General features: G+C 41.7%; 23 protein-coding genes. 17 read left to right on the forward strand and 6 right to left on the reverse strand.

The features are described 5' to 3' along the window. Positions 1-3 precede the first annotated feature (3 nt). The 12 genes from tkt to MSI_RS03875 all read left to right on the forward strand — a co-directional run bounded on the left by tkt (position 4) and on the right by MSI_RS03875 (position 13,456). Positions 4-1,980 (forward strand): transketolase, encoded by a 1,977-nt coding sequence (gene tkt / locus MSI_RS03820; RefSeq protein WP_009103900.1) that lies wholly within the window; start codon positions 4-6, stop codon positions 1,978-1,980. Between the two features lie 434 nt (positions 1,981-2,414). Next, positions 2,415-3,716, forward strand: coding sequence for a ribose-phosphate diphosphokinase (gene prs, locus MSI_RS03825; protein WP_009103901.1), 1,302 nt, complete (start codon positions 2,415-2,417; stop codon positions 3,714-3,716). Between the two features lie 14 nt (positions 3,717-3,730). After that, positions 3,731-4,999, forward strand: coding sequence for an FGGY-family carbohydrate kinase (locus tag MSI_RS03830; RefSeq protein WP_009103902.1), 1,269 nt, complete (start codon positions 3,731-3,733; stop codon positions 4,997-4,999). Next, on the forward strand, positions 4,986-5,621 hold the full coding sequence (locus MSI_RS03835; RefSeq protein ID WP_009103903.1) for an HAD family hydrolase: 636 nt from the start codon (positions 4,986-4,988) through the stop codon (positions 5,619-5,621). The genes MSI_RS03830 and MSI_RS03835 overlap by 14 nt, the downstream gene beginning before the upstream one ends. A gap of 33 nt (positions 5,622-5,654) precedes the next feature. Beyond that, positions 5,655-6,884, forward strand: a complete 1,230-nt coding sequence (locus MSI_RS03840; RefSeq protein WP_155815473.1) for a GGDEF domain-containing protein — start codon at positions 5,655-5,657, stop codon at positions 6,882-6,884. Between the two features lie 2 nt (positions 6,885-6,886). Further along, positions 6,887-7,834, forward strand: a complete 948-nt coding sequence (locus MSI_RS03845) for an HD-GYP domain-containing protein (protein WP_009103907.1) — start codon at positions 6,887-6,889, stop codon at positions 7,832-7,834. Then, positions 7,812-9,053 (forward strand): extracellular solute-binding protein, encoded by a 1,242-nt coding sequence (locus MSI_RS03850; RefSeq protein ID WP_009103909.1) that lies wholly within the window; start codon positions 7,812-7,814, stop codon positions 9,051-9,053. Before MSI_RS03845 ends, MSI_RS03850 begins: the two co-directional genes overlap by 23 nt. A gap of 20 nt (positions 9,054-9,073) precedes the next feature. Further along, complete coding sequence (locus tag MSI_RS03855; RefSeq protein ID WP_009103911.1) at positions 9,074-9,997, forward strand: TIGR01212 family radical SAM protein; 924 nt, start codon at positions 9,074-9,076, stop codon at positions 9,995-9,997. Positions 9,998-10,045: 48 nt separating this feature from the next. Next, complete coding sequence (gene ptsP, locus MSI_RS03860; RefSeq protein WP_009103914.1) at positions 10,046-11,779, forward strand: phosphoenolpyruvate--protein phosphotransferase; 1,734 nt, start codon at positions 10,046-10,048, stop codon at positions 11,777-11,779. Between the two features lie 21 nt (positions 11,780-11,800). Next, positions 11,801-12,826, forward strand: a complete 1,026-nt coding sequence (locus MSI_RS03865; protein ID WP_009103915.1) for an endo-1,4-beta-xylanase — start codon at positions 11,801-11,803, stop codon at positions 12,824-12,826. Between the two features lie 52 nt (positions 12,827-12,878). Next, a complete protein-coding gene (locus MSI_RS03870; RefSeq protein WP_009103917.1) occupies positions 12,879-13,181 on the forward strand; it encodes a DUF2442 domain-containing protein in 303 nt (100 codons plus the stop codon). 8 nt (positions 13,182-13,189) lie between these two features. Then, positions 13,190-13,456 carry a DUF4160 domain-containing protein gene (locus MSI_RS03875; RefSeq protein ID WP_009103919.1) on the forward strand — a complete coding sequence of 89 codons (267 nt, stop codon included), beginning with the start codon at positions 13,190-13,192 and terminating at the stop codon, positions 13,454-13,456. A gap of 29 nt (positions 13,457-13,485) precedes the next feature. Here the strand turns inward: MSI_RS03875 and MSI_RS03880 are convergent, their stop codons facing one another. Next, positions 13,486-13,827 carry a helix-turn-helix transcriptional regulator gene (locus tag MSI_RS03880; RefSeq protein ID WP_009103921.1) on the reverse strand — a complete coding sequence of 114 codons (342 nt, stop codon included), beginning with the start codon at positions 13,825-13,827 and terminating at the stop codon, positions 13,486-13,488. Between the two features lie 127 nt (positions 13,828-13,954). On the opposite strand from MSI_RS03880, the gene MSI_RS03885 reads away from it, so the two are divergent. Both MSI_RS03885 and MSI_RS03890 read left to right on the forward strand, forming a co-directional pair. Then, on the forward strand, positions 13,955-14,872 hold the full coding sequence (locus MSI_RS03885; RefSeq protein WP_009103922.1) for a hypothetical protein: 918 nt from the start codon (positions 13,955-13,957) through the stop codon (positions 14,870-14,872). 3 nt (positions 14,873-14,875) lie between these two features. After that, positions 14,876-15,169, forward strand: coding sequence for a hypothetical protein (locus tag MSI_RS03890; protein WP_009103924.1), 294 nt, complete (start codon positions 14,876-14,878; stop codon positions 15,167-15,169). A 182-nt stretch (positions 15,170-15,351) separates the two neighbouring features. Here the strand turns inward: MSI_RS03890 and MSI_RS03895 are convergent, their stop codons facing one another. The 5 genes from MSI_RS03895 to MSI_RS03915 all read right to left on the reverse strand — a co-directional run bounded on the left by MSI_RS03895 (position 15,352) and on the right by MSI_RS03915 (position 20,185). After that, positions 15,352-15,936 (reverse strand): AAA family ATPase, encoded by a 585-nt coding sequence (locus MSI_RS03895; protein WP_009103926.1) that lies wholly within the window; start codon positions 15,934-15,936, stop codon positions 15,352-15,354. Continuing rightward, positions 15,936-16,670: an amino acid ABC transporter ATP-binding protein gene (locus MSI_RS03900; RefSeq protein WP_009103928.1), complete on the reverse strand. Its 735-nt coding sequence runs from the start codon at positions 16,668-16,670 to the stop codon at positions 15,936-15,938. The genes MSI_RS03895 and MSI_RS03900 overlap by 1 nt, the downstream gene beginning before the upstream one ends. Then, positions 16,657-17,331 carry an amino acid ABC transporter permease gene (locus MSI_RS03905; protein WP_009103930.1) on the reverse strand — a complete coding sequence of 225 codons (675 nt, stop codon included), beginning with the start codon at positions 17,329-17,331 and terminating at the stop codon, positions 16,657-16,659. The genes MSI_RS03900 and MSI_RS03905 overlap by 14 nt, the downstream gene beginning before the upstream one ends. Before the next feature lie 83 nt (positions 17,332-17,414). Further along, positions 17,415-18,500: a glycosyl hydrolase family 18 protein gene (locus MSI_RS03910; RefSeq protein ID WP_009103932.1), complete on the reverse strand. Its 1,086-nt coding sequence runs from the start codon at positions 18,498-18,500 to the stop codon at positions 17,415-17,417. Positions 18,501-18,538: 38 nt separating this feature from the next. Beyond that, on the reverse strand, positions 18,539-20,185 hold the full coding sequence (locus MSI_RS03915; protein ID WP_009103934.1) for an ATP-binding cassette domain-containing protein: 1,647 nt from the start codon (positions 20,183-20,185) through the stop codon (positions 18,539-18,541). Between the two features lie 43 nt (positions 20,186-20,228). On the opposite strand from MSI_RS03915, the gene MSI_RS03920 reads away from it, so the two are divergent. Genes MSI_RS03920 through rlmB form a run of 3 tightly spaced genes read left to right on the forward strand, consistent with a single transcriptional unit; the run spans position 20,229 to position 22,920 of the window. After that, positions 20,229-21,596 (forward strand): MATE family efflux transporter, encoded by a 1,368-nt coding sequence (locus MSI_RS03920; protein WP_009103935.1) that lies wholly within the window; start codon positions 20,229-20,231, stop codon positions 21,594-21,596. Positions 21,597-21,652: 56 nt separating this feature from the next. After that, positions 21,653-22,150 carry a YchJ family protein gene (locus tag MSI_RS03925; RefSeq protein WP_009103936.1) on the forward strand — a complete coding sequence of 166 codons (498 nt, stop codon included), beginning with the start codon at positions 21,653-21,655 and terminating at the stop codon, positions 22,148-22,150. Further along, on the forward strand, positions 22,150-22,920 hold the full coding sequence (gene rlmB / locus MSI_RS03930; RefSeq protein WP_009103937.1) for a 23S rRNA (guanosine(2251)-2'-O)-methyltransferase RlmB: 771 nt from the start codon (positions 22,150-22,152) through the stop codon (positions 22,918-22,920). Before MSI_RS03925 ends, rlmB begins: the two co-directional genes overlap by 1 nt. Positions 22,921-22,928 lie beyond the last annotated feature (8 nt).

Here is a 22,928-nt window from a genome sequence, read left to right on the forward strand (position 1 = left end):
TATATGGACAAAAAAACTATTGAAGCTGTGGCAACATCAATCCGCAGCTTGTCTATGGACGCAATTCAGAAGGCTAATTCTGGACATCCAGGACTTCCTTTGGGAGCTGCAGAACTTGCAGCTGTATTGTACGGTGAAGTTTTGAAGCACAACCCTGCTGATTCAAAATGGGCTGACCGCGACCGCTTTGTACTTTCTGCAGGTCATGGTTCAATGCTTCTTTACAGCATTCTTCATCTTGCTGGTTACAAAGTAAGCATGGATGATATCAAGAACTTCCGTCAGGTTGGTTCTAAATGTCCTGGACATCCTGAATTTGGTGATACAGACGGCGTAGAATGTACTGGTGGTCCTCTTGGACAGGGCGTTTCTATGGCTGTTGGTATGGCAGTAGCAGAATCTATGCTTGCTGCTAAGTTCAATACTGCAAAACACACAATCGTAGACCACTATACATACTCTCTGGTGGGTGAAGGATGTTTGCAGGAAGGTGTTGCATCTGAAGCTTGTTCTTTGGCTGGTAACCTTAAACTTGGTAAACTTATCGTATTCTACGATCAGAATAAGATTTCTATTGATGGTAATACAGACATTACTTTCACTGATGATATTGCAAAACGCTACGAAGCTTACGGCTGGCAGGTTTTGAAAGGTGATATGTATGATGTAGAAGGCATTGCAAAACTTGTTGCAGAAGCTAAAAAATGCTCAGACAAACCTTCTTTGATTATGCTCAAGTCTGTAATTGGAAAGAGCGCTCCAAAACAGGGAACAGCTGATGTTCACGGAGCACCTCTTGGAGCTGAAGGAATTGTTGAAGCAAAGAAAGTTCTTGGTCTTCCAACAGACAAAGACTTCTACGTTCTTCCTGAAGCTTACAAATATTTTGAAGATAAAAAAGCTGCATTTGCAAAAGCAGAAGCTGACTGGAATGCTGAATTTGACGCTTGGGCAAAAGAAAATCCTGAACTCAAGAAGCTCTGGGATGCTTACCATTCTGACAGCGTAACAGACGCATCTGTAAAAGATGTTGAATATAAGGTAGGCGACGCTTGCGCTACACGTGATGCTTCTGGAAAAGCATTGAACGTAATTGCTGCCCGCTTTGCTAACCTTGTTGGTGGTTCTGCTGACCTTATGGGACCAAACAAGACTGCATTCAAGGCAACTGACAACGGAACTTTCAGCCCTGCTAACCGCGCTGGCCGTACAATTGAATACGGTATCCGCGAGTTTGCAATGTCTGCTGTTTGTGCTGGTATTTCTTTGCACGGCGGTCTCCGTCCATTCTGTGCTACATTCCTTGTATTCGCTGATTACCTCCGCCCATCACTCCGCGTTGTTTCTTTGATGAAGCAGCCTGTAATTTATGTATTCACACACGATTCAATCTACGTAGGTGAAGATGGTCCTACACACCAGCCAATTGAAACTATGACTTCTTTGCGCGCTATTCCTGGTGTTCAGGCAATCCGCCCTGGTGACCCTGAAGAATCTATGGAAGCATGGAATATGGCTTATGCTTCTAAAGATCACCCGGTTTGTATGGCATTTACACGCCAGGCTCTTGCAGTTTACGAAAAAGCTGATAAGAACTGGAAGAAGAATATGGCAGAAAAGGGTGCTTACGTTGTACAGGAAGGAAGCGCAAACCCAGATATTACAATCCTTGCAAGCGGTTCTGAAGTAAACATGGCTTTGGATGCTGCTAAGCTTGTAAGCGGAAAAGCTATCCGCGTAGTTTCTGTTCCAGATTTGAAGAAGTTCGAAGGACTTTCTAAGGCTGAACAGGACAAGATTATGGGAAATCCAAAACGCGTTGTTTGTACAGAAGCCGGTATTTCTATGGAATGGCTCCAGTTCACTTCAAAAGAGAACTGCTTCTGTCTTGATAACTTTGGTACTTCTGGTCCTGCTAAGAAAGTTGCTGAGTTCTTCCACTTCACAGCAGAAGATTTGGCAAAATTGCTGAACAAATAGATAATTTTGTAAGATGAATAATGAGGCTGTTCTCAAGCTTGGGAGGGCAGCCTTTTTAATTTTAAATGGCATAACGCCCGAGCGTAGAGGGTGGCGAAGCCAGTCTTGCAGACAATGGTATTATAAAGTTGAAGGGGAAATTTGCGCAAGGGAGCGAAGCGTGGTTCAAAAACACTCTGATTGTTGTGACCGCGAAAGCGGTCAGTATTATAGTTTCTTTGCAACAATCAGCGTGTAGCGCGATATCGTGCGGTTTTGAACCATGCTTCGTGACCGGGAGCAATTTTTAATTAATATATTTATAATACCATTGTCTGTAAGACCGAACGTAGTGGAGCCCGGAAGGCGAGTAGGTGTTAGGACTGGCGCAAATGTTGTAAAAAACCGCAAGATTTGGTATAGTTTTCATATCTAAATTATAAAGGGGTCTTGAAATGCCTTATTCGGAACCAACAAGTCTTGCGATTGTTGCCTGTCCTGGTGGCGAAGCTTTCGCCGATGAAGTCATAACGCACCTCAAACACATGTATAAACACCGCTTCACTTTGAAGAACGATGTTATATCTAAGCGTTATGAGCTAACTAAAGAAGAGCTTGTGAGCAATATCAACCTGCATAACGATGTGCAGACAAGTGATTTGTGCATAAGAGGAGCTACAGATAAGTACCGTCCGCCTGTATTCAAGGTAAATGCTCGGTTTACTTATTTTGCAAATGGTGAGTTCAAGACTGAACTTCTTGAAACTATCCGCGGAAAAGATGTATTTATCTTCCAGGATGTTGAAAATCACGAAGTTCTGACACTCAATGGCGGAAAAAACAAAGCAGTGCTTTCTGTAAATGACCACGTAATGTCTCTGCTTGTTACAATTGACGCAGTACGTCAGGCAGGAGCTGAAAAAATCACTCTTGTTGTACCGTCTTATCCTTACAGCCGTCAGCATAAGAAGAAGGGCCGCGAAGGACTTACTGCATCTATGCTTGGCCACATGTATGAGCTTCTGGGCGTTACCCGCATTATTACTCTCGATATTCACTCTCGCGAAATTGTAAACGCTTTCTCAAAAATCAATCTTGAAAACCTTCACGCAAGTTATCAGATTATCCGTGAACTTGGAAAAATCGTTGACTTGAGCGGTAAGAAAGAGGATCTGGTTATTGTTTCGCCTGATACTGGTGCTATTGACCGAAATAAATTCTACGCTTCTGGTTTGAAACTGCCTCTGGCTATGATTTACAAGGAGCGCGATTATTCTATCGTAACTCAGAATGCTAACGAAACTAACATCAAGTCTGTTAAGCTTTTGGGTGACGTAAAAGGTAAGGTTGCCTTCCTTGCTGATGATATGCTTGGAACTGGTGGTACTTTGCTTAAGGCTATGGGATTCTTGAAAGAGCAGGGAGCTACAAAAGTTATCTGTGCTATTTCTCTTCCATTCTTTACTGGTAATGCAATTGAGCTTTTTGATAAGGCTTATGAAGAAGGACTCTTCTACCGCATCATCGGTACTAACGCAGTTTACCACGAAGAGCTTTTGAAGCGCGAATGGTTTATCAACACAAACGTAAGCGGACTTTTTGCAAACGTAATTACACGCGTTCACTACAATCAGTCGCTCAGCGATTTGCTTGATAACCGCAATATTATAGAAAAACTCGTAAAGCTGCAGAATACTCCTGCGTCAGAAAAATCTGACAAAAAGGATGAAAAAAAGGATGATACTAAGGCTGAGTAATCTGCCCTAAATCCATGAAAACTGTACTTTGCGCAGACATTGGAACGACTTCGCTTAAAGCAGGACTTTTTACTGCGGACGGCGAAGCCGTTTTTTTATGCCGAAAGAGCTTTCCTCAGCCGGATGACAGGTATGTTGCCCGTGAATGGATGGGAGCTCTGGCGGCTGCTATGGAAAAACTTAATCAGGAGCAGAAGGCTTCTATTGAAGGTATTTGTATTTCCGGGGCGGGTCCTACTGTCGTGCTTGATGATGGGCTTACCTTCAGGTGGAATGAAACTTTGAACGGGGGGCAGTCTGGCGAAGTAAAAGTGCAGTCTCCCCGGGGGGAAGTGCAATCTACCCAGGTGGCAGTGCCGTCTTCCGCCGCGCGCTCCCTTTTCCTGCCCCGCATTCTCGAACTTAAGAATCGCTTTCCTTCTCAATATGCCTCTTCTTCCCGCGTATTTTCCGGCCCTGAATATTTCATTTATCAACTGACCGGTTCTGCCCTTACAATTTTGCCGGAGGCTCGTTTTGAGCAGGCTTACTGGAATGATGATGCCGCACTGGCGTGCGGAATAGATTTAGGAAAGCTCCCGGGATTTTCTGCTCCGGGCGCTCTTGCAGGAAAACTTACCCAGGCTGCGGCGGCAGAACTAAAGCTTGCAGACGGCCTTCCCGTATTTTGTGGTGCCCCTGACTTTGTAGTAGCCCTTATCGGGACAAATACCCTGCAGGCTGGACGTCTCTGTGATAGGGCAGGTTCCAGCGAAGGCTTTAATTTTTGTATAGACAAGCCCTTTTTTACGCCTGAAACCAGAACCCTGCCTTCTGTAATTCCGGGACTCTGGAACATTTCTGTTTTGAGTGCAGAAAGCGGCCGTATTTTTGTAGAATATAAACACCGCCTTGAAAAAGAGCGTGGTGCCGTAATAGAGTATCCCCAGCTTGTAGAGGCTGCCTTAAAAAATCCCCAGAGCGAGGGCGGAAAAATTATCCGTCAGATTTTAGAGCAGGTAAAGGAGTCGGTTGGCAGGCTCAAAACTGCACTGGCAGCAAATGGAATTGCATTCCCGGCCAGCATGACGGTTACCGGTGGACAGGCTAAGAATGACAGCTGGATGCAGCTGAAGGCAAATGCCCTTGGAATGACGCTTGAAATCTGTAACTGCCCCGACAGCGAGCTTACGGGAGACGCATGCGCGGCCTGGACCGGGCTTGGGGTATACGGGGGGCTGCAGGACGCGGCTAATCACATTGTAAAGGTAACAAAGAGGTTTACTCCCAATGAAAATTTATAAAATCCCGGAGAATTTACAGACAATCATCTTTGATATAGATTCGACTCTTTATACAAATGCTGCCTACGCTTTTGAACAGGTAGACTGTCAGGTACGTGAATATGCCCGCATTACCGGAATGACAGCCGACCAGGCCCGGGAAAAAGTTCTTAATTATAGAAAAGAGTTTGCTGCAAAAAACGAGGGAAAAAAAGTTAGCCTGGGAAACACCCTGCTTTCGTTTGGAATTCCAATCGAACAGAGCGTTGAGTGGCGTAAAAGCCTGCTTGAACCAAAAAACTTTCTTTCCCGTGATGAAAAACTTATTGCTAAGCTGACTGAGCTTGAAAAAAAATACAAACTCATCTGCGTTACAAATAATCCGGTTTTACCTGCCCGCAAAACTCTGGATGCCCTTGGGGTAAGTGCCTTCTTCCCGGAAATTGTAGGCCTTGACACCTGCTATAAATCAAAACCGGCACTGGAACCTTTCCAGAAAGCCTGCGAAATTACAGGGACTGCAGCCGAAAACTGTCTTGCCGTTGGCGACCGCTATGACATGGATATTTCCCTTCCTCTCCAGATGGGCATGGGCGGCATCCTGGTAACAGGGGTTGAAGAGGTATACAAGCTACCTGTCTGATAGGCAATTTCCTCTATTTTACATTTTTTTCTTGTGTCTTTAGTTATCCGTGATAAAATAATAATTGGATATTTGTCTAAGGATGATATGGCTGGCAAGAGCATAACTTATTACGGATACGACAAGGAAACTTACAAAGAATGTCTTGGAATGATAAAGACCTCAAATCGTAATCATATTATGGTTATGAATTTGTGTTTTCTTGGTGTTGTTTCTATGTATTTTATTGCTTCATTTTTAAATCTTTTCAATTTAAGCCGCGAAAATTTATTTATTTACGGAGGCTATGTTTTATCTTCTTTAACAATGGCTCTGGTAATCGGCCTTTGTCCTAAATTTTCTGTAAAGCATAGTCTTAAATTCCTTATATTGAATGTTGTCATGATGTATTCCTACGGAATTTGTGTATCAGTCTTCCGACCTTTTATTCCGGGAACTTTTTATCTGATTGTTTTGATTCTTACGACCCTGAGTTATACAGACAATATTCTGCGAATGGTTCTGGTAACCGGAGCTTTAAGCGCCATTTACCTATGGTCTAGTTATAGTTTTAAGACTTTTTCAATTGCCCATATAGATACTTTTAATCTTATTCTGGTTCAGGCTCTGGCAGTTGGAATGCACTTTATGTTCCACAGAATGAGAATCCAGCAGTATCTGCTTTATATGAAGAATATTCAGATTACGAAGGAGCTGGAAGTTAAATCTTCTTTTGATACTTTGACTGGTCTTTTGAACCGGGGACGCTTTTTCTCGGTTGCAGATCAGATTTTAAAGCTTAATGACGGCTCTCATATCTGGATTGCCCTTTTTGACCTTGATGAGTTTAAGGAAATTAACGACAGTATGGGGCATCAGATGGGCGATAAGGTCATTCAGATTGCCGGACGTACTATAATCGATGTTCTTGGAATTGAGGAGCATTATAAAAAATCTATTTCTGAATGGAATTTAAATAATGTTGAAGGCTTGGCCGGTCGTCTTGGTGGTGATGAATTTATAGTTTTGTACAGAACAAAGGCTGATGATAAGAATTCAAATAAAGTTCTTTCTGAAATTTTGAAAAAACTTAATATTGCAAATTATGATGGCTCTGGCAAAGGAATAAAGAGTTCAATCGGTTATACAGAGCTAAACATAAATGATGATGATCTTGATCTTGCCTACAAGCATGCTGATGATGCTTTGTACGAGGCAAAAAAGGCCGGTAAAAATCAGATTCGTTTTTACGCTACTGAAGAAATAAACGAAAAGAGAGGTTAATTATGCTTAATCTTTCTATCTATCTTATAGTTCTTGAATTCTGTCTGATGTTTGCAAATGTGATGCTCTGCATCTATTTTTTGATCTGGAAAAGGACAGTTTTTCTTAAAAACGACGGTTTAAGATTCCTCATTATATTTTTTGTCCTCTTTCTGATGATTGGAATCGTGATAATGCATTATCTGATTTTTTCACGAAGTATTCCTGAGTCAAAAATTGCAATCCTTCTTTATTGCGGTGAACTTGTTTTCAGTTTTACTCTTTTCCTTTTTTTCATTCAGTTTATGAGGGCAGAAGAGTATGGAACTCAGATTCTTGAAACTGTAATTGGTTTTGTGGAAGCCTGGGATCCTAATCTTGAAGGTCATACAATAAATGTAAGAAATCTGACTCTCCTTCTTTATGATGAACTTCCCCTGCGCTATAGAATCCGCCTGAATCCTAAACGGCTTTCCTGCGCGGCTCTTCTTCTTGATTTTGGAAAGCTTGGTGTTCCTTATGACATCATTATAAAAAGAGGAAAGCTGGAAGATGGTGAAAAGGCTATTTTAAGACAGCATCCGGAAATTGCCGCAAGAATTTTGAACCAGATTCCTTCCTTTGAAAAAATTGCAGAATGGATAAAATATCATCACGAGCGGGTAGACGGAAAAGGCTACTATCATTTTGAAGGTTCTGAAATTCCGCTTGAATCGCGTATTCTTGCTGTTGCCGATACTTTTTCTGCTTTGACAATGGAAAGAAATTACAAATCATCTCTGACCTATACAGAGGCAATCGCAGAATTGAAGCTGGTTGCCGGTAAGCAGCTTGATGCTGAAATAGTTGAATATTTTTGTCAGATTCCGCTGAGGAAAATTGAAGAAAGCCTTGGTTCTGTAAAAAAGACCATGAAATTCTACCTGAATGAAAATCGAGAGGTTACTTATGAAGAAGAAACTAGGAATTAGCCTGATAATTTGCCTTTTAGCCGGATTTTTGACATCCTGCGGAAATAAAAAATCTAAGGCTGCTGATGTAAATGCCAGCCTGACTCTTGCCTTGCGTTCTGGTGTTTATGCAGATGTTATAAAGGCACAGGTAAAAGATTTTGAAAACGAAAATAATGTTTCCTGTACAATTCTTGAACTTGGTGAAGATGAACTGCACCAGAGGATTGCTTCTGATTCGGGAATTGTTGCAGGTTCCTATGATTTATGTATGGTAGACGGTTCCTGGGTTGCAGAATATACATCAAAAGGCATTCTGGCTAATCTTAATAAGCTGGGCTATGACCTTGATGATGATATCATGCCTGCTACAAAGACAATCTGTTATGTAAATGATAATCTTTATCTGGTTCCATATTATGGAAACGTAACGGTTCTGCTCTATAATAAGCTTTTTGTAAAGGAAGCAGGTTATAAGCCGGAAGAAATTCGTTCGCTCGATGATATTATGAAAATCTGCCAGTTTACAAGGCAGCGTCATAATCTGGGCTTTATGTATCGAGGGGATACTACAAACAATGTTGTTGTAGACTTTTTGCCGATTCTTCGTTCCTTTGGCGGCTGGGTTGTTGATGCAAATAATCAGCCGACAGTTAATACTCCTGTTTTTAAGCAGGCAATGAAATTCTATCTTGATTTGATTGCAACTGGCCGCGGTGCAAAAAAATATGATTTGATTGCTGCTATTGCAAATAAATCTGCGGCTCTGGGAATCGGCTGGCCGGGCTGGTATACACCGACAAATAATTCTTCTATGGATTATATAGCGCTTACTGGAAAGAAAAGTATTTCCAGCAACGCATATAACGCTAACATTTACGGAATCTGGGCATTGGGAATTCCTGCAAACTGTCAGAATAAGGAATATGCTGTAAAACTTCTTGCATATCTTATGGATGCAGAAAAACAGAAGGAATCCGTTAATATTGGTGGTGTTCCCTGCCGTTATTCAAGTCTCAAGGATCCTGCCATTCTTGCAAAATTTCCTCAGTATGAAGCGGTTGGACGTGCCCTTGAAAGTGGAGTTTACCGTCCTGTAATGGCTCAGTGGCCAAGTTTTTATAACATTCTTGGAAAAGAAATGTCTGATATTATCAAGGGTGAAAACTCCGTAGATGAAGGATTAGATTCGGCACAGCTTCAAATTGAAAAGATGCTTTCTATGGTCTCTGAACGATAAAAGCGTTATATTTTCTTTCTGTGCTTACTGTTTCAGATTTTTACAAGAAAATATTTTCTCAAAAGGTTTATAAAATCGCCGTAGATGCAGGCTGTACTTGTCCTAACAGGGACGGAAGCCTTGGTTACGGCGGTTGTATTTTTTGCAGTCAGACTGGAAGCGGTGATTTTATTCCGGCCAGAACTCTTTCGATTGAAGAACAGATTGAGTCGGCAAAGGCTCTTGTAGAAAAGAAGTTTTCCCGGGCTGCTGCGCGCGGGGAAAAGATTTCTAAAAAATATATAGTTTACTTTCAGAATTTTACCAGTACTTATGCCGGGCGAGGCAGGGATGAGTCGCGGCTTTTTGATTTGTTTGAGCGGGCCCTTGCTGCACCGGATGTGGTTGGAATTGCAATTGGGACGCGGCCTGACTGTCTTAGCCGGGAGATGCTGGCTTTTTTAGGTCAACTTAGTGCCAGGACTTATGTTCAGATAGAGCTTGGCTTTCAGACGGCGAATGAGAAAACTGCAGAATACTGCCGCCGGGGTTTTAAGAACCAGGTTTATCTGCAGGCGGTGGAAACTCTTCACGAGGCTGCAAAGGCTGCTGGCGGACAGCTTCACGTGGTAAGTCATGTAATTTTCGGCCTGCCTGGCGATTCAGAAGAAGATATGCTGAATACAGTGAGAACTGTCCTTGCTGCAGCAAGTGACGGAATTAAGATAACGGTACTCTATGTGGTAGAAGGTACTGACCTTGCAGCTGAATACCGGACTGGAAAATTCAAAACGCTTACAAAAGAAGAATATTTTTCTCTTATACAAAAGACTCTTCCTCTTCTGCCTGAAAATATGGTAGTTCACAGGCTTACAGGAGACCCTCCAAAACGAATCCTTATAGCTCCTGAATGGACTGCCGACAAAAAGCGGGTTTTGAATGAACTGAGAAGATTATATAGTTAAAATAAATCATTTTAAATCATTTTCATTCTGTGTTATAATCAATTAATTATGGAAGTATTTTTAGGTGTGCCTGCTGCCGACGGTACCGGAATCGGAACCGCCTTTGTTATACCGGATGCTGTAAAACGTGCAATCCCTCAGCATAGAATTAAAATAGATCAGACGAATCGCGGCTGGGAGCGTTTTGAACTTGCCTGCCAGAGCGTTATTCAGGATATTACTGAACAGCTTGAACTTCTTTCAAAAACTGATCCAAAAGATAAAATACAGCGCGAAGTATACGAGACTTACATCCTTATGCTGGAAGACCCTGTTTTCTTAAAGGAACTTAAGGATTTTTATCAGCGGGAACTCTTTAACATTGAATATTCTGTAAATTTTAAGGCAGAAGAATATGCTGCCCGCCTCCGTCAGTCTGGTAACGACTACCTTTCTGAACGTGCCCAGGATATTACCGATATTTTTGGCCGCGTTCTTGATGAAATGCTTGATATCCATCCTTTTGACATCAACTCTGTTCCAGACGGAAGTGTAATTATTGCAACTTCCCTAAGTTCAGCAGATACTATCATTCTTTCTAAGCGAAAAATTGCCGGTCTTGTTTTAAGCGAAGGCGGTGTTTCGAGTCATGTGGTAATTCTTGCCCGAAACTACGGCATTCCTACAATTCTTGGAATTAACGGACTTGTAAAAAAAGTTCACAACGGCGAAACAGTCATTGTAGATGGAAAATCTGCTGAGCTTCTTGTAAGCCCGGATAAATCTACAATTCAGGAATATAAGCTTAAAATCCGCGAGGAATTTAACCGCAAGCAGGCTCTTAAGGCCTTTTTGGATAAGCCTGCTGTTACAAAAGACGGAACAAAGTTCCAGCTGCTGGCAAATATCGGAACTATTGAAGAAGCCCGTATCGCAAGGGAAGAAGGCGCTGATGGAATCGGCCTTTTTAGAACTGAGTTCTTATTTATGTCAGAAAACGGCGCATCTTTAAACGCTGCTGCCCGCTCTTTCAGCGAGGAAACTCAGTTTGAAGCTTACAAGGCTGTTCTGGAAATTATGGGAGATAAGCCTGTTACAATCCGAACCCTTGATGCTGGTGGAGATAAATTAATCAATTCCGTTGATATTCCGATTTTAGATGAAAAAAATCCGCTTATGGGACTTCGTGCCGTTCGCCTCAGTCTTGCAAATCCGCAAGTGTTTAAGACTCAGCTACGTGCCCTTTATCGCGCCAGCGTTTACGGCAACTTAAAAATTATGTTCCCCCTTATTTCCAGCGTTAGTCAGGTTCGTGAATGTTTGCGCATTGCAAAAGAAGTTCAGAATGAACTTGCTGCGGAAAATATTCCTTTCAAAAAAGATATTCCGGTTGGAATCATGGTTGAAACTGCCGGTGCCGCCCTTGTCAGCGACTGTCTTAGCAAACTCTGTGACTTTTTCAGCCTAGGTACAAACGACCTTACTCAGTATACCCTGGCCGTTGACCGCGAAAATCCTCATGTTGCTGACCTTTACAATGAGTTCAATCTTGCTGTCCTGCGTCTTATTCAGATGACGCTCAACTCTGCAACAGATGCAAATATCCCGGTTTCTGTCTGCGGTGAAATGGCTGGTCGTGCTGACAGTGTTATGGTGCTTGGAGGTATGGGAATCCGCACTTTGAGTATGAGTCCTAAGCTGATTTCCAGCACAAAAGAGCTGCTATCTCGCTTTTCTATTAAAGAGTTTGAAGCTATCAGTGCAAAGCATTTGAATGAATTGAGCCTTATCGTTGAAAAATAATATTTTCTTGGGAGGGAAAATATGAAAAAACTAATTTTGATTACCAGTCTTGCAATGATGACTCTTCTAACTGGCTGTGCAAAAAAGAATGCCCACTACTATGCTAAAAAACAGGGGCTGGATTTTGGATTTGCCGTTACCAGTGCCGATATTCTTCAGGAACCGAACATGACAATCGTTAAGGAAAACGCAACGATGGTAGTTTCGGAAAATAACATGAAGAACGCAAACATTCATCCAAGCAAAAAATTCTGGAACTGGAGTGATACCGACCATCTTATTGAGTTTGCAAAGCAGAATGATATCAGCGTAAAATTTCATACCCTTTTCTGGCACCAGCAGAACGCGCCATTTATTCTCAACCTCAGCACTAAGGAAGAAGCCCTTGCCGCAATGGATGAGCATATTGAAAAAATTATGTCTCACTACAAGGGACAGATTAAGGTTTACGATGTTGTAAACGAAATGTTTAATGAGGATGGAAGTCTGCGGCAGTCCCTCTGGTATAATCTGATTGGCCCTGAATATCTGGAACACGCTTTAATTAAGGCTCGCCAATGTGATCCTGATGTTAAGCTTTATTTCAACGAGTATAATAACGAAAATCTTGGCTATGCAAAGTCGGAAGGTATGTACAATCTTGTAAAGGACTTTAAGGCCCGAGGTATTCCTATTGATGGAATTGGAATGCAGCTTCATCTGGATGGAACTCAGCCTTTGAATGAGGATGCAATCCGCGCTAATATCCGCCGCTATGCAGAGCTTGGACTTGAAGTTTCTTTCAGCGAAGTTGATGTCCGCATTCCAAAAGATAATCCAGAAGCCTGGGAGCAGGCTCAGCAGGAGGTTTACTGCACTCTCTTAAAAATCGCCCTTGAAGAGCCTAACGTAAAAAGCTTTATCATGTGGGGCTACTCAGATAACGGCAGCTGGGTTCCGGGAACCTTCCCTGGCTATGGAAACGCCCTTCCGTTTGACTTCAATCGCCAGCCAAAACCGGTCTGGAATGCCATGCTGGATATTTTGAAAAATTATAAAGTAAAATGATGTTTGTAATAAGAAGAATTTCTGTGTTATAATTTTCGCGTGGAGGTGCTTTATGTATATTAAAGATGGTATCTGTTATGCAGGCGAATTAGTCCCAGAAATTGAAGTTTCCTCTATAAAGATTTTGGATGACGGTATGCTTCTTGTTGAATTTTCTACAGGTGAAACTCGTCTTTTTGATGTTACGTCTCTACTTGGAAAAGGTTCTGCATTTGCTCCGCTTGCTAAAGAAGAAAATCGCCTGACTGCAAAAGTGACTCACGGTTTTGTTTCATGGCTTGATGGCGAAATTGATATAGCACCGGAAACTTTATATGCAGAAAGTTTCAAATATTCAAAAGAAGATTACGCATAGGAATAAAAATGCCAGAATTAAGCAGATTTGAAGGTATGGTGATTTACCTTCTTTTTAAGGATAACAAAGAACATAATAAACCTCATGTTCACGTTTATTACGGGGAATATAAAGCTGCCATTGGAATTGATGGTGAACTTCTAGCTGGAAAATTACCTGCACGTCAGTTAAAAATGGTTACAGGTTGGCTGGCTTTCCATGAAGAAGAAGCCTATGCTGCCTGGAATCTTGCCGTAAGCGGTGAACATTTTGAAAAGATTGAACCGTTGAGGTAGTTATTCAAATTATAAAAACATCTATAGATCTACAAATTGTTCTTCTTACTTATATCAAGACCATCTAAAAGTTTTATAAAATCTCGAACCAATTTTTTCTTTTCAATAGGAAGATTTGAAATGTTTTCTTCGATTATGCTTTTACTATGTTCATTACTATAATTTGGATTTCCTGTAACCAGATATTCAACAGAAACATTTAGTGCTTGTGCAATTTTAAAAGCAACATCTGCTGGTGGAATAGAACCTCTTGAACTTAAATAGCCTTCTAATGTTCGTGAAGAAATTCCTGTGCGAACCGAAAGTTCTTTGACCTTTATATCTTGATAATCAAGTTCTGCTCGCAATGTATTCCTGAAAACATAATCCATAATCTAAAAATACTTTATTTTACGTATTTATATAAAAATTTGACGACATTGAACGTGTATATTATACTTTTATACGTTATTTGTAGTTATGTATGAAATTATAACTACGAATAGCGAGGAGAATATTATGAGATTAAAGAAAATTTTGGTTTTAGGATTTTGCTCATTTATGTTGTTGTCGCAATTTATTTTCGCGGCTGGGCAGAAGAAAGATAATTATGTGGAAATGTCTATTGAGGAGTTCAATTCTATGGACTTGTATGAATTGTATAAGAAAAAGAAAATTACGTTAAATGATTTTTATAGTGGAGGAGTAAGACTTCATCGTGGTGACAAAGAAATTAAATTTGATTATTCCAATTTAAAAGATGAAAAACTTTATGAAAGAATTGAGCATTATTCTTGGGAAAAAGATATTGTTACTTGTAAAGTAAAAGGAAAAATGAAAAGTGATGATAATTATGGTAAGCAATATAGTTTCATTGTTGAAAATATAGAAAATCTGCGTTCTATTGAAGATGTTGAAAATGCTAGACAAACGATGTTAGCACGGATTGAAAAAATAAAAGAGAATGCAGCAAAAAAAATCGAAAGTATTATAAACGAATCGGATAGAATTGGTTCCGAAATTGCAAAAGGTTATATTTATCATGGGTATAATGATAATAGTCGGAATAAAAAGTTATTTCTTAATAATGCATTAGAAAAAGGAAATGCTTATTATATTCCTAGTTTTAAATTAGACGGAATATATGCTATTTATAAAAATCAAGATATTTTTGCGGGAAAAGAAGTACAATTTGTATATGTTAATTTTGCAAATCAAAAATTAAAAGCAGAATACGTTGATTTAGATAACAAAACAGACGTAATTGTTACTGCAGATAATATAGTTATTGGAAATATTGGTTATATTACTTCTTCAAAAATTTATGATTTTAGAAATACTGAAAACTGGATTATTAGGTCGAATTTTGATTCTGATGGTTTAAGTTATAAGAAAATATGTGAAGTTGAAAAAGAATTAGGAATTGAGCAGGAGTAGGCTATGCAACTAGATGAAGCAATCAATGAAACTATTAAGAATAATTTTGAGATAGGAGATTACTTTGATTCTCATGCTGTGATAAATGGACTGCTAGTAAACAAAAAATACCATCAGCTTTATATGGATTTTTATCCTAAGAATTGTACAGTTGCTCAATATCATGGTCAGATTGCTCAAAAAATTGCGAGTTCAGGTATTGCCTTAAAAGTTAAAATTGATGAGAAAGATATTCTTATTAAGACTTACACAATTTACGGTGAATTAAGCGAGAATCATTTGTGGAAAAGAATTTAAAGTAATAAATTGTAAATTGATAAACGGTAGCCAACTGACTACCGTTTTTTTATTTCTTGTAAAAAGAATTTTGATATTTTGGGGTTTTAGGGGTAAGCAACTTGTTGCGTCCCCTAGGAGAAAGGGTAGCGGAAGACCGCTTGCGGGCTGGAGCGAGGGGAAGGCTTTCCCCTCCTTCTTATTTATTTCGCCAGATCGCAGATTACATCTACGCACTTATCAATTCCGATAACCGACGAATATAAACATACATCGTAATATTTCGCTACGCCGAATTCTGTGTTAGTGAAGTATGAGCAGTATTTCTGGCGGGCTTTGTCAATTTTCAGAAGGTGAGCTAGAATCTTGTCTTCCGGCATGTCCTTCATTTTGTCTGACTTAAGGTATTTTACGCGCCAGTTTGGATTTGCGCTGATGAATACGTGAAGGGTTGCATCGAACTCTGCCAGAATGGCATTGGCGTTGCGGCCTACAATCACGCAGTTTCCCTTTTCTGCAAATTTGCGGATTACGTTTTTCTGGGCATTGTAGAGTTTTTCATCAAGCGGAGAAGAGTAAAGGTTGAAAAGACTCTGTCCAAAACCAAAGCCGTGGCTCAAAGTTTCGTCCAGTTTAACAGCTTCGTCAGGAGTCATGTTTGCTTCTGCTGCGGTTTTGAAAATCAAATCCTTGTCGTAATATTCATAGCCAAGACGCTCTGCAACTTTCTTTCCAATTGTGCCGCCAGCCGAACCGAATTCTCTGCTGATTGTAATAATTTTTTTCATTATAGTACCTTCTCCAGGAAGCTCTTTGTTCTTTCCTGCTTAGGATGCTTAAGAACTTCGTCTGGAGTTCCTTCTTCTATAATATAACCGCCGTCCATAAAAATAACGCGTGAAGCAACTTCGCGGGCAAAACCCATTTCGTGAGTAACAACAACCATTGTCATACCACCCTTAGCAAGCTCCTGCATAACGGCAAGAACTTCACCAACCATTTCAGGGTCAAGGGCAGAAGTAGGCTCGTCAAAAAGCATGATAGAAGGATTCATGGCAAGGGCGCGGGCAATTGCAACACGCTGCTTCTGACCGCCGGAAAGTTGCTGTGGGTAAGTATCAGCCTTTTCTTCAAGACCAACGCGGGCAAGAAGCTTAAGACCTGTTTCGCGGGCTTCTTCCTTAGTCATCTTTTTAAGTTCAACAGGTGCCAGCATGATGTTCTGCAAAACAGTCATGTTAGGGAACAAATTAAAGTGCTGGAATACCATTCCGATATTTTCGCGGGCCTTATTGATGTTGATTTTCTTATCGCTGATGTTTTCGCCGTTTACAATTACAGTTCCCGCTGTAATTTCTTCAAGACGGTTAAGGCAGCGCAAAAATGTTGATTTTCCGCTTCCAGAAGGTCCAATTACTACGACTACTTCGCCTTCGTTAATATCAATATTTATGTCTTTTAATACCTGAAGCTGTCCAAAGCTCTTTTTAAGGTTTTCTACATGAATCTTACTGCTGGTCATTTATCTTAATCTTCCTTTCAATGTTTTTTGCGACTTTACTGAGTGTAACAATTACAATCATATACATAATTCCCACAATAGCCCAAGTCTGAAGGCTCTTGAAGGTGTTGCCCGAAATAGTTTTACCCATATTTGTAAGCTCAGGGTAGCCGATAACAGACAGAATTGAAGTATCTTTCAAAGTAATAATAAACTGGTTAATAATAGATGGAATCATAACGCGGAAGGCCTGAGGTAAAATTACCTTACGCATAGAAACTCCGTAACTCAAACCAAGGGAACGGCTTGCTTCCATCTGCCCCTTATCAATGCTCTGGATTCCCGCACGGAAAATCTCTGCCATATAGGCACCGCAGTTCATGGCAAGTGCAATTGTACCAGCCTGAAGCGCCGGCAGACGGAAATTATTCACGCCCAGAAGACGGAAAGCCTGAGGAACGCCGAAATAAATAAAATAGGCCAGTACAATCAGAGGAACACCACGAATTGCGTCAACATAAATAGTTCCGATTGCGTTCAAAGTTTTATTGCGGCTTACATTGCACAGGGCAAAAATAAGACCGATTATCATGGCAAAAACAAGCGCCAGCAGGGTCAAAATGAGGGTGTAGCCCAAAGACCGAAGGAGCATGGACCAGTAGACCTGAAAAATCTGTAACATCTAGGTGATGCCTCCAAAAACAATTTTCAATTCTACAATTATACTATACTAATATTAATAGTTGCAATATGGGCGTTCCAGGCCTATCTGTTAAGCTTAATCCAGTCCCAAAGTGCCGGATCTTCAAAACCAACTCGCCAGAAGCCCATTTTGTGGATGTCAAAGCTTTCGTAGAGTCGGCAGAACTGCAGGACGGAATAGACGTCGTTGAACCAGCCTTCTACGTCCACGTTTGCGGTGTATTTGAAATGAGGGATTTCTGCATCGTAGTCTACGTTTTCAACGCCGTGCTCAGTCATGATTTTGTTGGCGCCGTTGAAATACCAGGCTCCGGCTGTAGTTTCGCTGGCCCAGCTGCGGCCATAAAGCGGGATTCCCATAATCAGTTTTTTTTCCGGAATGGATTTTTTTGCGTATTCAGTGATTTTGCGGCACCAGTCAAGGGATGCAACCGGCCCGGGAGTTCCTCCAGACCAGTGCTCATCGTAAGCCATTACAAAAACGCGGTCGCTGTACATGGCAATTTCTTTGTAAGGATAAACATCTTCTTGAAGCTGCTTGAAGCGGGCAGGTACACAGACGGTAAACCATTTTTTCTGCCCCAGCATATAGCGCAAATCAGACAGAAAAGTTATGAAGTTGTGGCGGTCGCGGGTGGGAACAAGTTCAAAATCAATCTGAACGCCGTCGTAAGGGGCGCCGGCTCGGACAATGTCTCGCAGGAGTTTTTTTCGAACATCACTTCCCGGCTGTAAAACAAAGTGAGTCAGCGATTTACTGTCGCATACAATTACAAGGTGGCAGCGGGCGCGTCCTGTATTGATTTTTGAGCGGGAAGGAACACCAACAAGTTCGCCGTAGCAGTTTACCTCGGCGGCAAAAAAACAAACATCGGTAAGGGGAATTGAAGAATTGTATTCTGAAACGCGGGATTGCGAAACGTAGCCCCAGCTTTCGCGGAGATTTATTTTCGCACCATCCGGCTGTCTGAGTTTATATTTTGGCTGGGGAACTTTTTCTTCTTCCGGTAAATCCGACGCGCTGATGCTGTATTCAATTTCCTCTGTAGGAACATCAGGATTAGGAAGATTTTTCTTAGGCTTCTTTTTTGCGCTGCAAAGCGAGGTTAAGAGTAAACAGGCGAGTAAAAAACTGATGCATCTTTTCATGCTTTAAATATCGGCATAAAAAATGCAAAGTTTGACGGCTACCTTTCTACAATCTTATACATTGGGCTTTCGTCCGGGCAAAGTTGAAGAACGTGATGCTCGCAGACAAGAACTTCGCTTGGGTCGTGGGTAACGTGGAGCATGGTCGTAGTTCCGCTGTTACCTACAAGCTCAAGAAGATGAAGGATTTTTTCACGATAGGCTTCGTCCAGGCCGTGACAAGGTTCGTCAAGAATTAAAACTTTTGGAGTTTTTACTGCCGAGCGCAGAATTAAAATTGCCCGCTGTTCACCGTAGCTCAGGCTTCCAAAACTTTCGTTTTCGCGGCCTTCAAAACCGCCAAGCTTGAGCCATTTTTTTGCGGCGGCTGTTTCAACGTCTGTTGCGGCACCATACAATCCAATTGAATCGCGGAAGCCGGAAACAATTACGTTCAAAAGGGAAGTTCCCCCTACCATTCTATATTCCACGTGCAGTCTGTAAGAAACAATTCCCAGCTGCTTTTTGATGTCCCAGATTGATTCGCCGGAACCGCGTCTTGCACCGAAAAGGCGGACGTCGTTACAGAAAACCTGCATGTTGTCGCCGGTGATAAGTTCCAGGAAGGTGGTCTTTCCGCTGCCGTTAGGACCCTGAATCAGCCAGTGCTGACCTGGAAGAAGGTGCCAGTTAAGGTCTATAAGAACCCGGTGGTCGTCCCAGCCAACGTTTACATGGTTCATTTCTATAAGAGGGAGGGAGCCTTCAGAAGCTTGGGTTCCAGCTGCATTCTCTTCCTCTGCCTTCGCAGTACCCAAGCTGTTGTTTTCAGAATCGGCTCTTAAGACGGCAGTGTCGGCTAAAGTTTCGCTAAAGGCATCTGAAAATTCTGCTTTAGCTTCATCCTTTTTATTCTGATTATTCTCCGCACGCTCAGCCATCACTTTTTCGTAGTCGGCACGCTTACCGCAGAAGGTGATTTCTTTTCCGCTGAATTCCAGAACGTGTGTAATTGCGTCAGGGATTTCGTGCCAGCGCTCCATGCCAAGAATTACGTGAGGAAGGTCGCCGCCCTGCTTTTTTACAATCGTATTAAAAAAGTCCAGAAGAATTGTGCGGCTCTGAATGTCCAGACCTGCAAAAGGATCGCTCAAAATCAAAAGTTTTTTACCGCTCACAAGGGCGCGGGCAAGAAGGGTGCGGCGGATTTCGCCGGTAGACATATATTTTAAGCCGCGGTCAAGGATTTTTTCCACTCCGCAAAGCTTAATTGCAGGGTATGTTTCAATTCTTTGAGCTTCTGGCGGCAGAGGAGCATTTTTTTTGATTTTTCCGCAGATTCCTTCCGCAATAAAAACTCGTCCTGTGCGACCAATATCAACACCGCCTTCTACAAATTCGCTTTCGTCGTTAAGGCGTTCTTCTTCTATAAGGCGGGCTGCCCGTTCAAGAGAAACTATTTCTACACTGTCGCCAAAAAGACTGGAATAAAGGGCTCCGTCTTCCGCCTTCTGACTGTTTGGTACAATTTTTAGCGGAGGGTTTCCAGCACCACTGAGTGCGTTTACAAAATCAGCTTTTCCGCCGCCGTTTGGGCCAATTACCAGCCAGGCTTGTCCTTCCTCAAAAGTCCAGTCAAGCTTGGGAATCAGGGTGCTGCGGCTGTCTTCAATCCGACAGTTTTTAATAGAAATAAGGTTTGCCATGCAGATGTTGTAGCATATTTCGAAATTTTCTAAAATACCATTTATGAATTTAAAGCGAGTGTTTTATCCCGACCTTTTGAACGGAAATATTTTTAAGGCTCTTGTGTCTTTTATGATTCCAATTGTGGTGTCTTATCTATTTCAGCAGCTTTACAACACGGCAGATACTGTAATCGTCGGGCATTACCTCAAGGAAGATTCACTGGCGGCAATTGGAGCCAGCGCTGCGATTTTCCAGATTATCCTTGATTTGGGAAACGGTTTTGGAAGCGGCTGCAGTATTGTTGTTGCCCGTGCCTTTGGTTCAGGTGACAGATTTTACCTTAAACGCGTAGTTGCCGCTTCAATCATCATTATGATTTTTGTTACAGCCGGCGTTACTGCTTTTTGTCTTTTGACCCTCAAGCCTCTTCTGCTTATGCTGGGAACACCGGGCATGATTTTAGACCAGGCTGTTTCTTACATTTCAATTGTTGCCATTTTTGGCGGTGTTCTTTTTGCCTATAATTTGTGCGCTGGACTTTTGCGGGCAATCGGAAATTCCTTCATGCCCCTGGTATTTTTGATTCTTTCTTCTATATTAAATGTAATTCTGGATATTCTTTTGATTACAAAATTCGGGATGGGTGTAGAAGGAACCGCAATCGCCACAGTTATTGCTCAGGGAACTTCTGTAATTTTATGCATTCTCTACATACTTGCTAAGGCAAAAATCCTGATTCCGTCGGCGGCCAGCTTTAAGATTCGCGGCTGCGGAGCCTTTAAACTTTACCGGGAGATTTTTCTGCAGGGACTTTCGATGGCCCTTATGCTTGCAATTGTGGGCTCGGGAACTTTGATTTTGCAGTCAGCTATCAACGGCTTTGGAACTTACATCATCGCGGGCCACACCGCTGCCAGAAAACTTTTTTCGCTCAGTACAGTTGTGATTTTCAGCCTGGGAATTACATCTTCAACTTTTGTTTCGCAGAATTACGGGGCAAAAAATCTGGCCCGTGCCAACAAAGGTGTAAACATAGCAATTCTGATTATCTGGTGCTATACAGCCCTTCTTCTGATTTTATCTCCTTTTATTGTCCGCCCGATTTTCGAGTTCGTTTCCGGCTCTCAGAATCCTGAACTTTTGAACTATGGAACAAAATACCTGTGCTTTGCATATCCTTTTTTCATAGTTCTTGGTCCTCTGATTGTTTTCAGAAATTCCCTGCAGGGACTTGGTGCAAAACTCCTTCCCCTTGTTTCCAGCCTTGTGGAGCTGGCCGGAAAAATCCTCTTTACAATCATAATAATTCCTCACCTTGGGGTCTGGGGAATCATTTTGTGCGAGCCTCTGATCTGGTGTGTAATGGCTGTTCAGCTGGCCTTTGCTTACCGTGGCAGGGTAAAAAAGATTTCTGAACAAAGCTTCTAGTGACAATTTCGTTTGCTATTTTCAATTTTACGCCATTTTGGTAAAATCATTCTATTATGAGTAAAAATGAAAATCTTTGCCCTTGCGGTTCAGGGAAAACTTACGCTGAATGCTGCGAACCGATTATTAAAGGATCTGTAAAAGCTCCTACTGCGGAAGCTTGTATGCGCGCCCGCTATTCATCTTATGTAAAGCACGAAATCGACTTTATTATTAAATCTTGCGACGACGAAGAAGGTCTTGCAGAAATCGACAAGAAAGCTACTGAAGACTGGAGCCGCCAGTCACAGTGGAACGGTCTTAAAATCCTTCGCACAGAAAAAGGTGAAAAAGAAGGTGAAGAGATTGTTGAATTCACTGCTGATTACACTTTGCACAACATGCACGAACTTCATCATGAGATTTCTTTGTTCAAGAAAATCAATGATGAATGGAAATATGTTGCAGGTAATGTAATTCCAGAAACTGTAAAACGCGTTGGCGCAAAAGTAGGCCGCAACGACCCATGTCCTTGTGGAAGCGGTAAAAAATACAAACAGTGCTGCGGTAGATAATGATACTCACCGGATTCCATTCTATTGAAGAAAAACTCCGCTCGTTAAAAGACGGCACAGGTTCCGGCTACAAACTTTATTTTAGTAAGCCGGGCCCTCGTGTTAAGAAAATTCTTGCTGCCGCTAAAGAAGCAGGAATTACAGCAGAGCAGACAGACGACAAAAATCTTGACCAGATGGTTTCTTCTCTTTCTCCTGCTTTGCGTGATCACCGCGGAGTTGTTCTTGAAGTTGAAGGCGAGCAGAAAAAATCTGTTAATCTTGTAGATTTTGATGCATGGCTTAAAACTGCAGATAAGGAAACTTGTACTGTAGTTCTTCTTGACCGTGTTACAGATCCGCACAATGTTGGTGCAATTATCCGCAGCTGCGATCAGTTTGGCGCAGATTTAGTTATTCTGCCTGAACATAAAGCTGCAAATAATATAGAAGATAATGATGTAATTGCAAGAACAAGTGCCGGAGCAGCTGCCTGGGTGCCTGTTGCGGTGGTAAATAATCTTGTACGTGCAGTTGAACAGCTTAAAGCGGCCGGATTCTGGGTTTACGGGGCAGATGCTGGTGGCGAAACCTGCGGTAAGGTAGATTTCGCTCAGAAGTCTGTAATTGTAATGGGCAGCGAAGGAAGTGGTATGGCACAGTTGCTTGAAAAACAGTGTGATACTATTGTTTCCATTCCGACCTGCGGAAAAATTGATAGTTTGAATGTATCGGTTGCAGCCGGCGTTTTACTTTTTGAGCGCTTCCGACGAATACATTTGGAAAAATAAAACGCTAT

The organism is Treponema sp. JC4, from assembly GCF_000260795.1.
GTDB lineage: Bacteria > Spirochaetota > Spirochaetia > Treponematales > Treponemataceae > Treponema_D.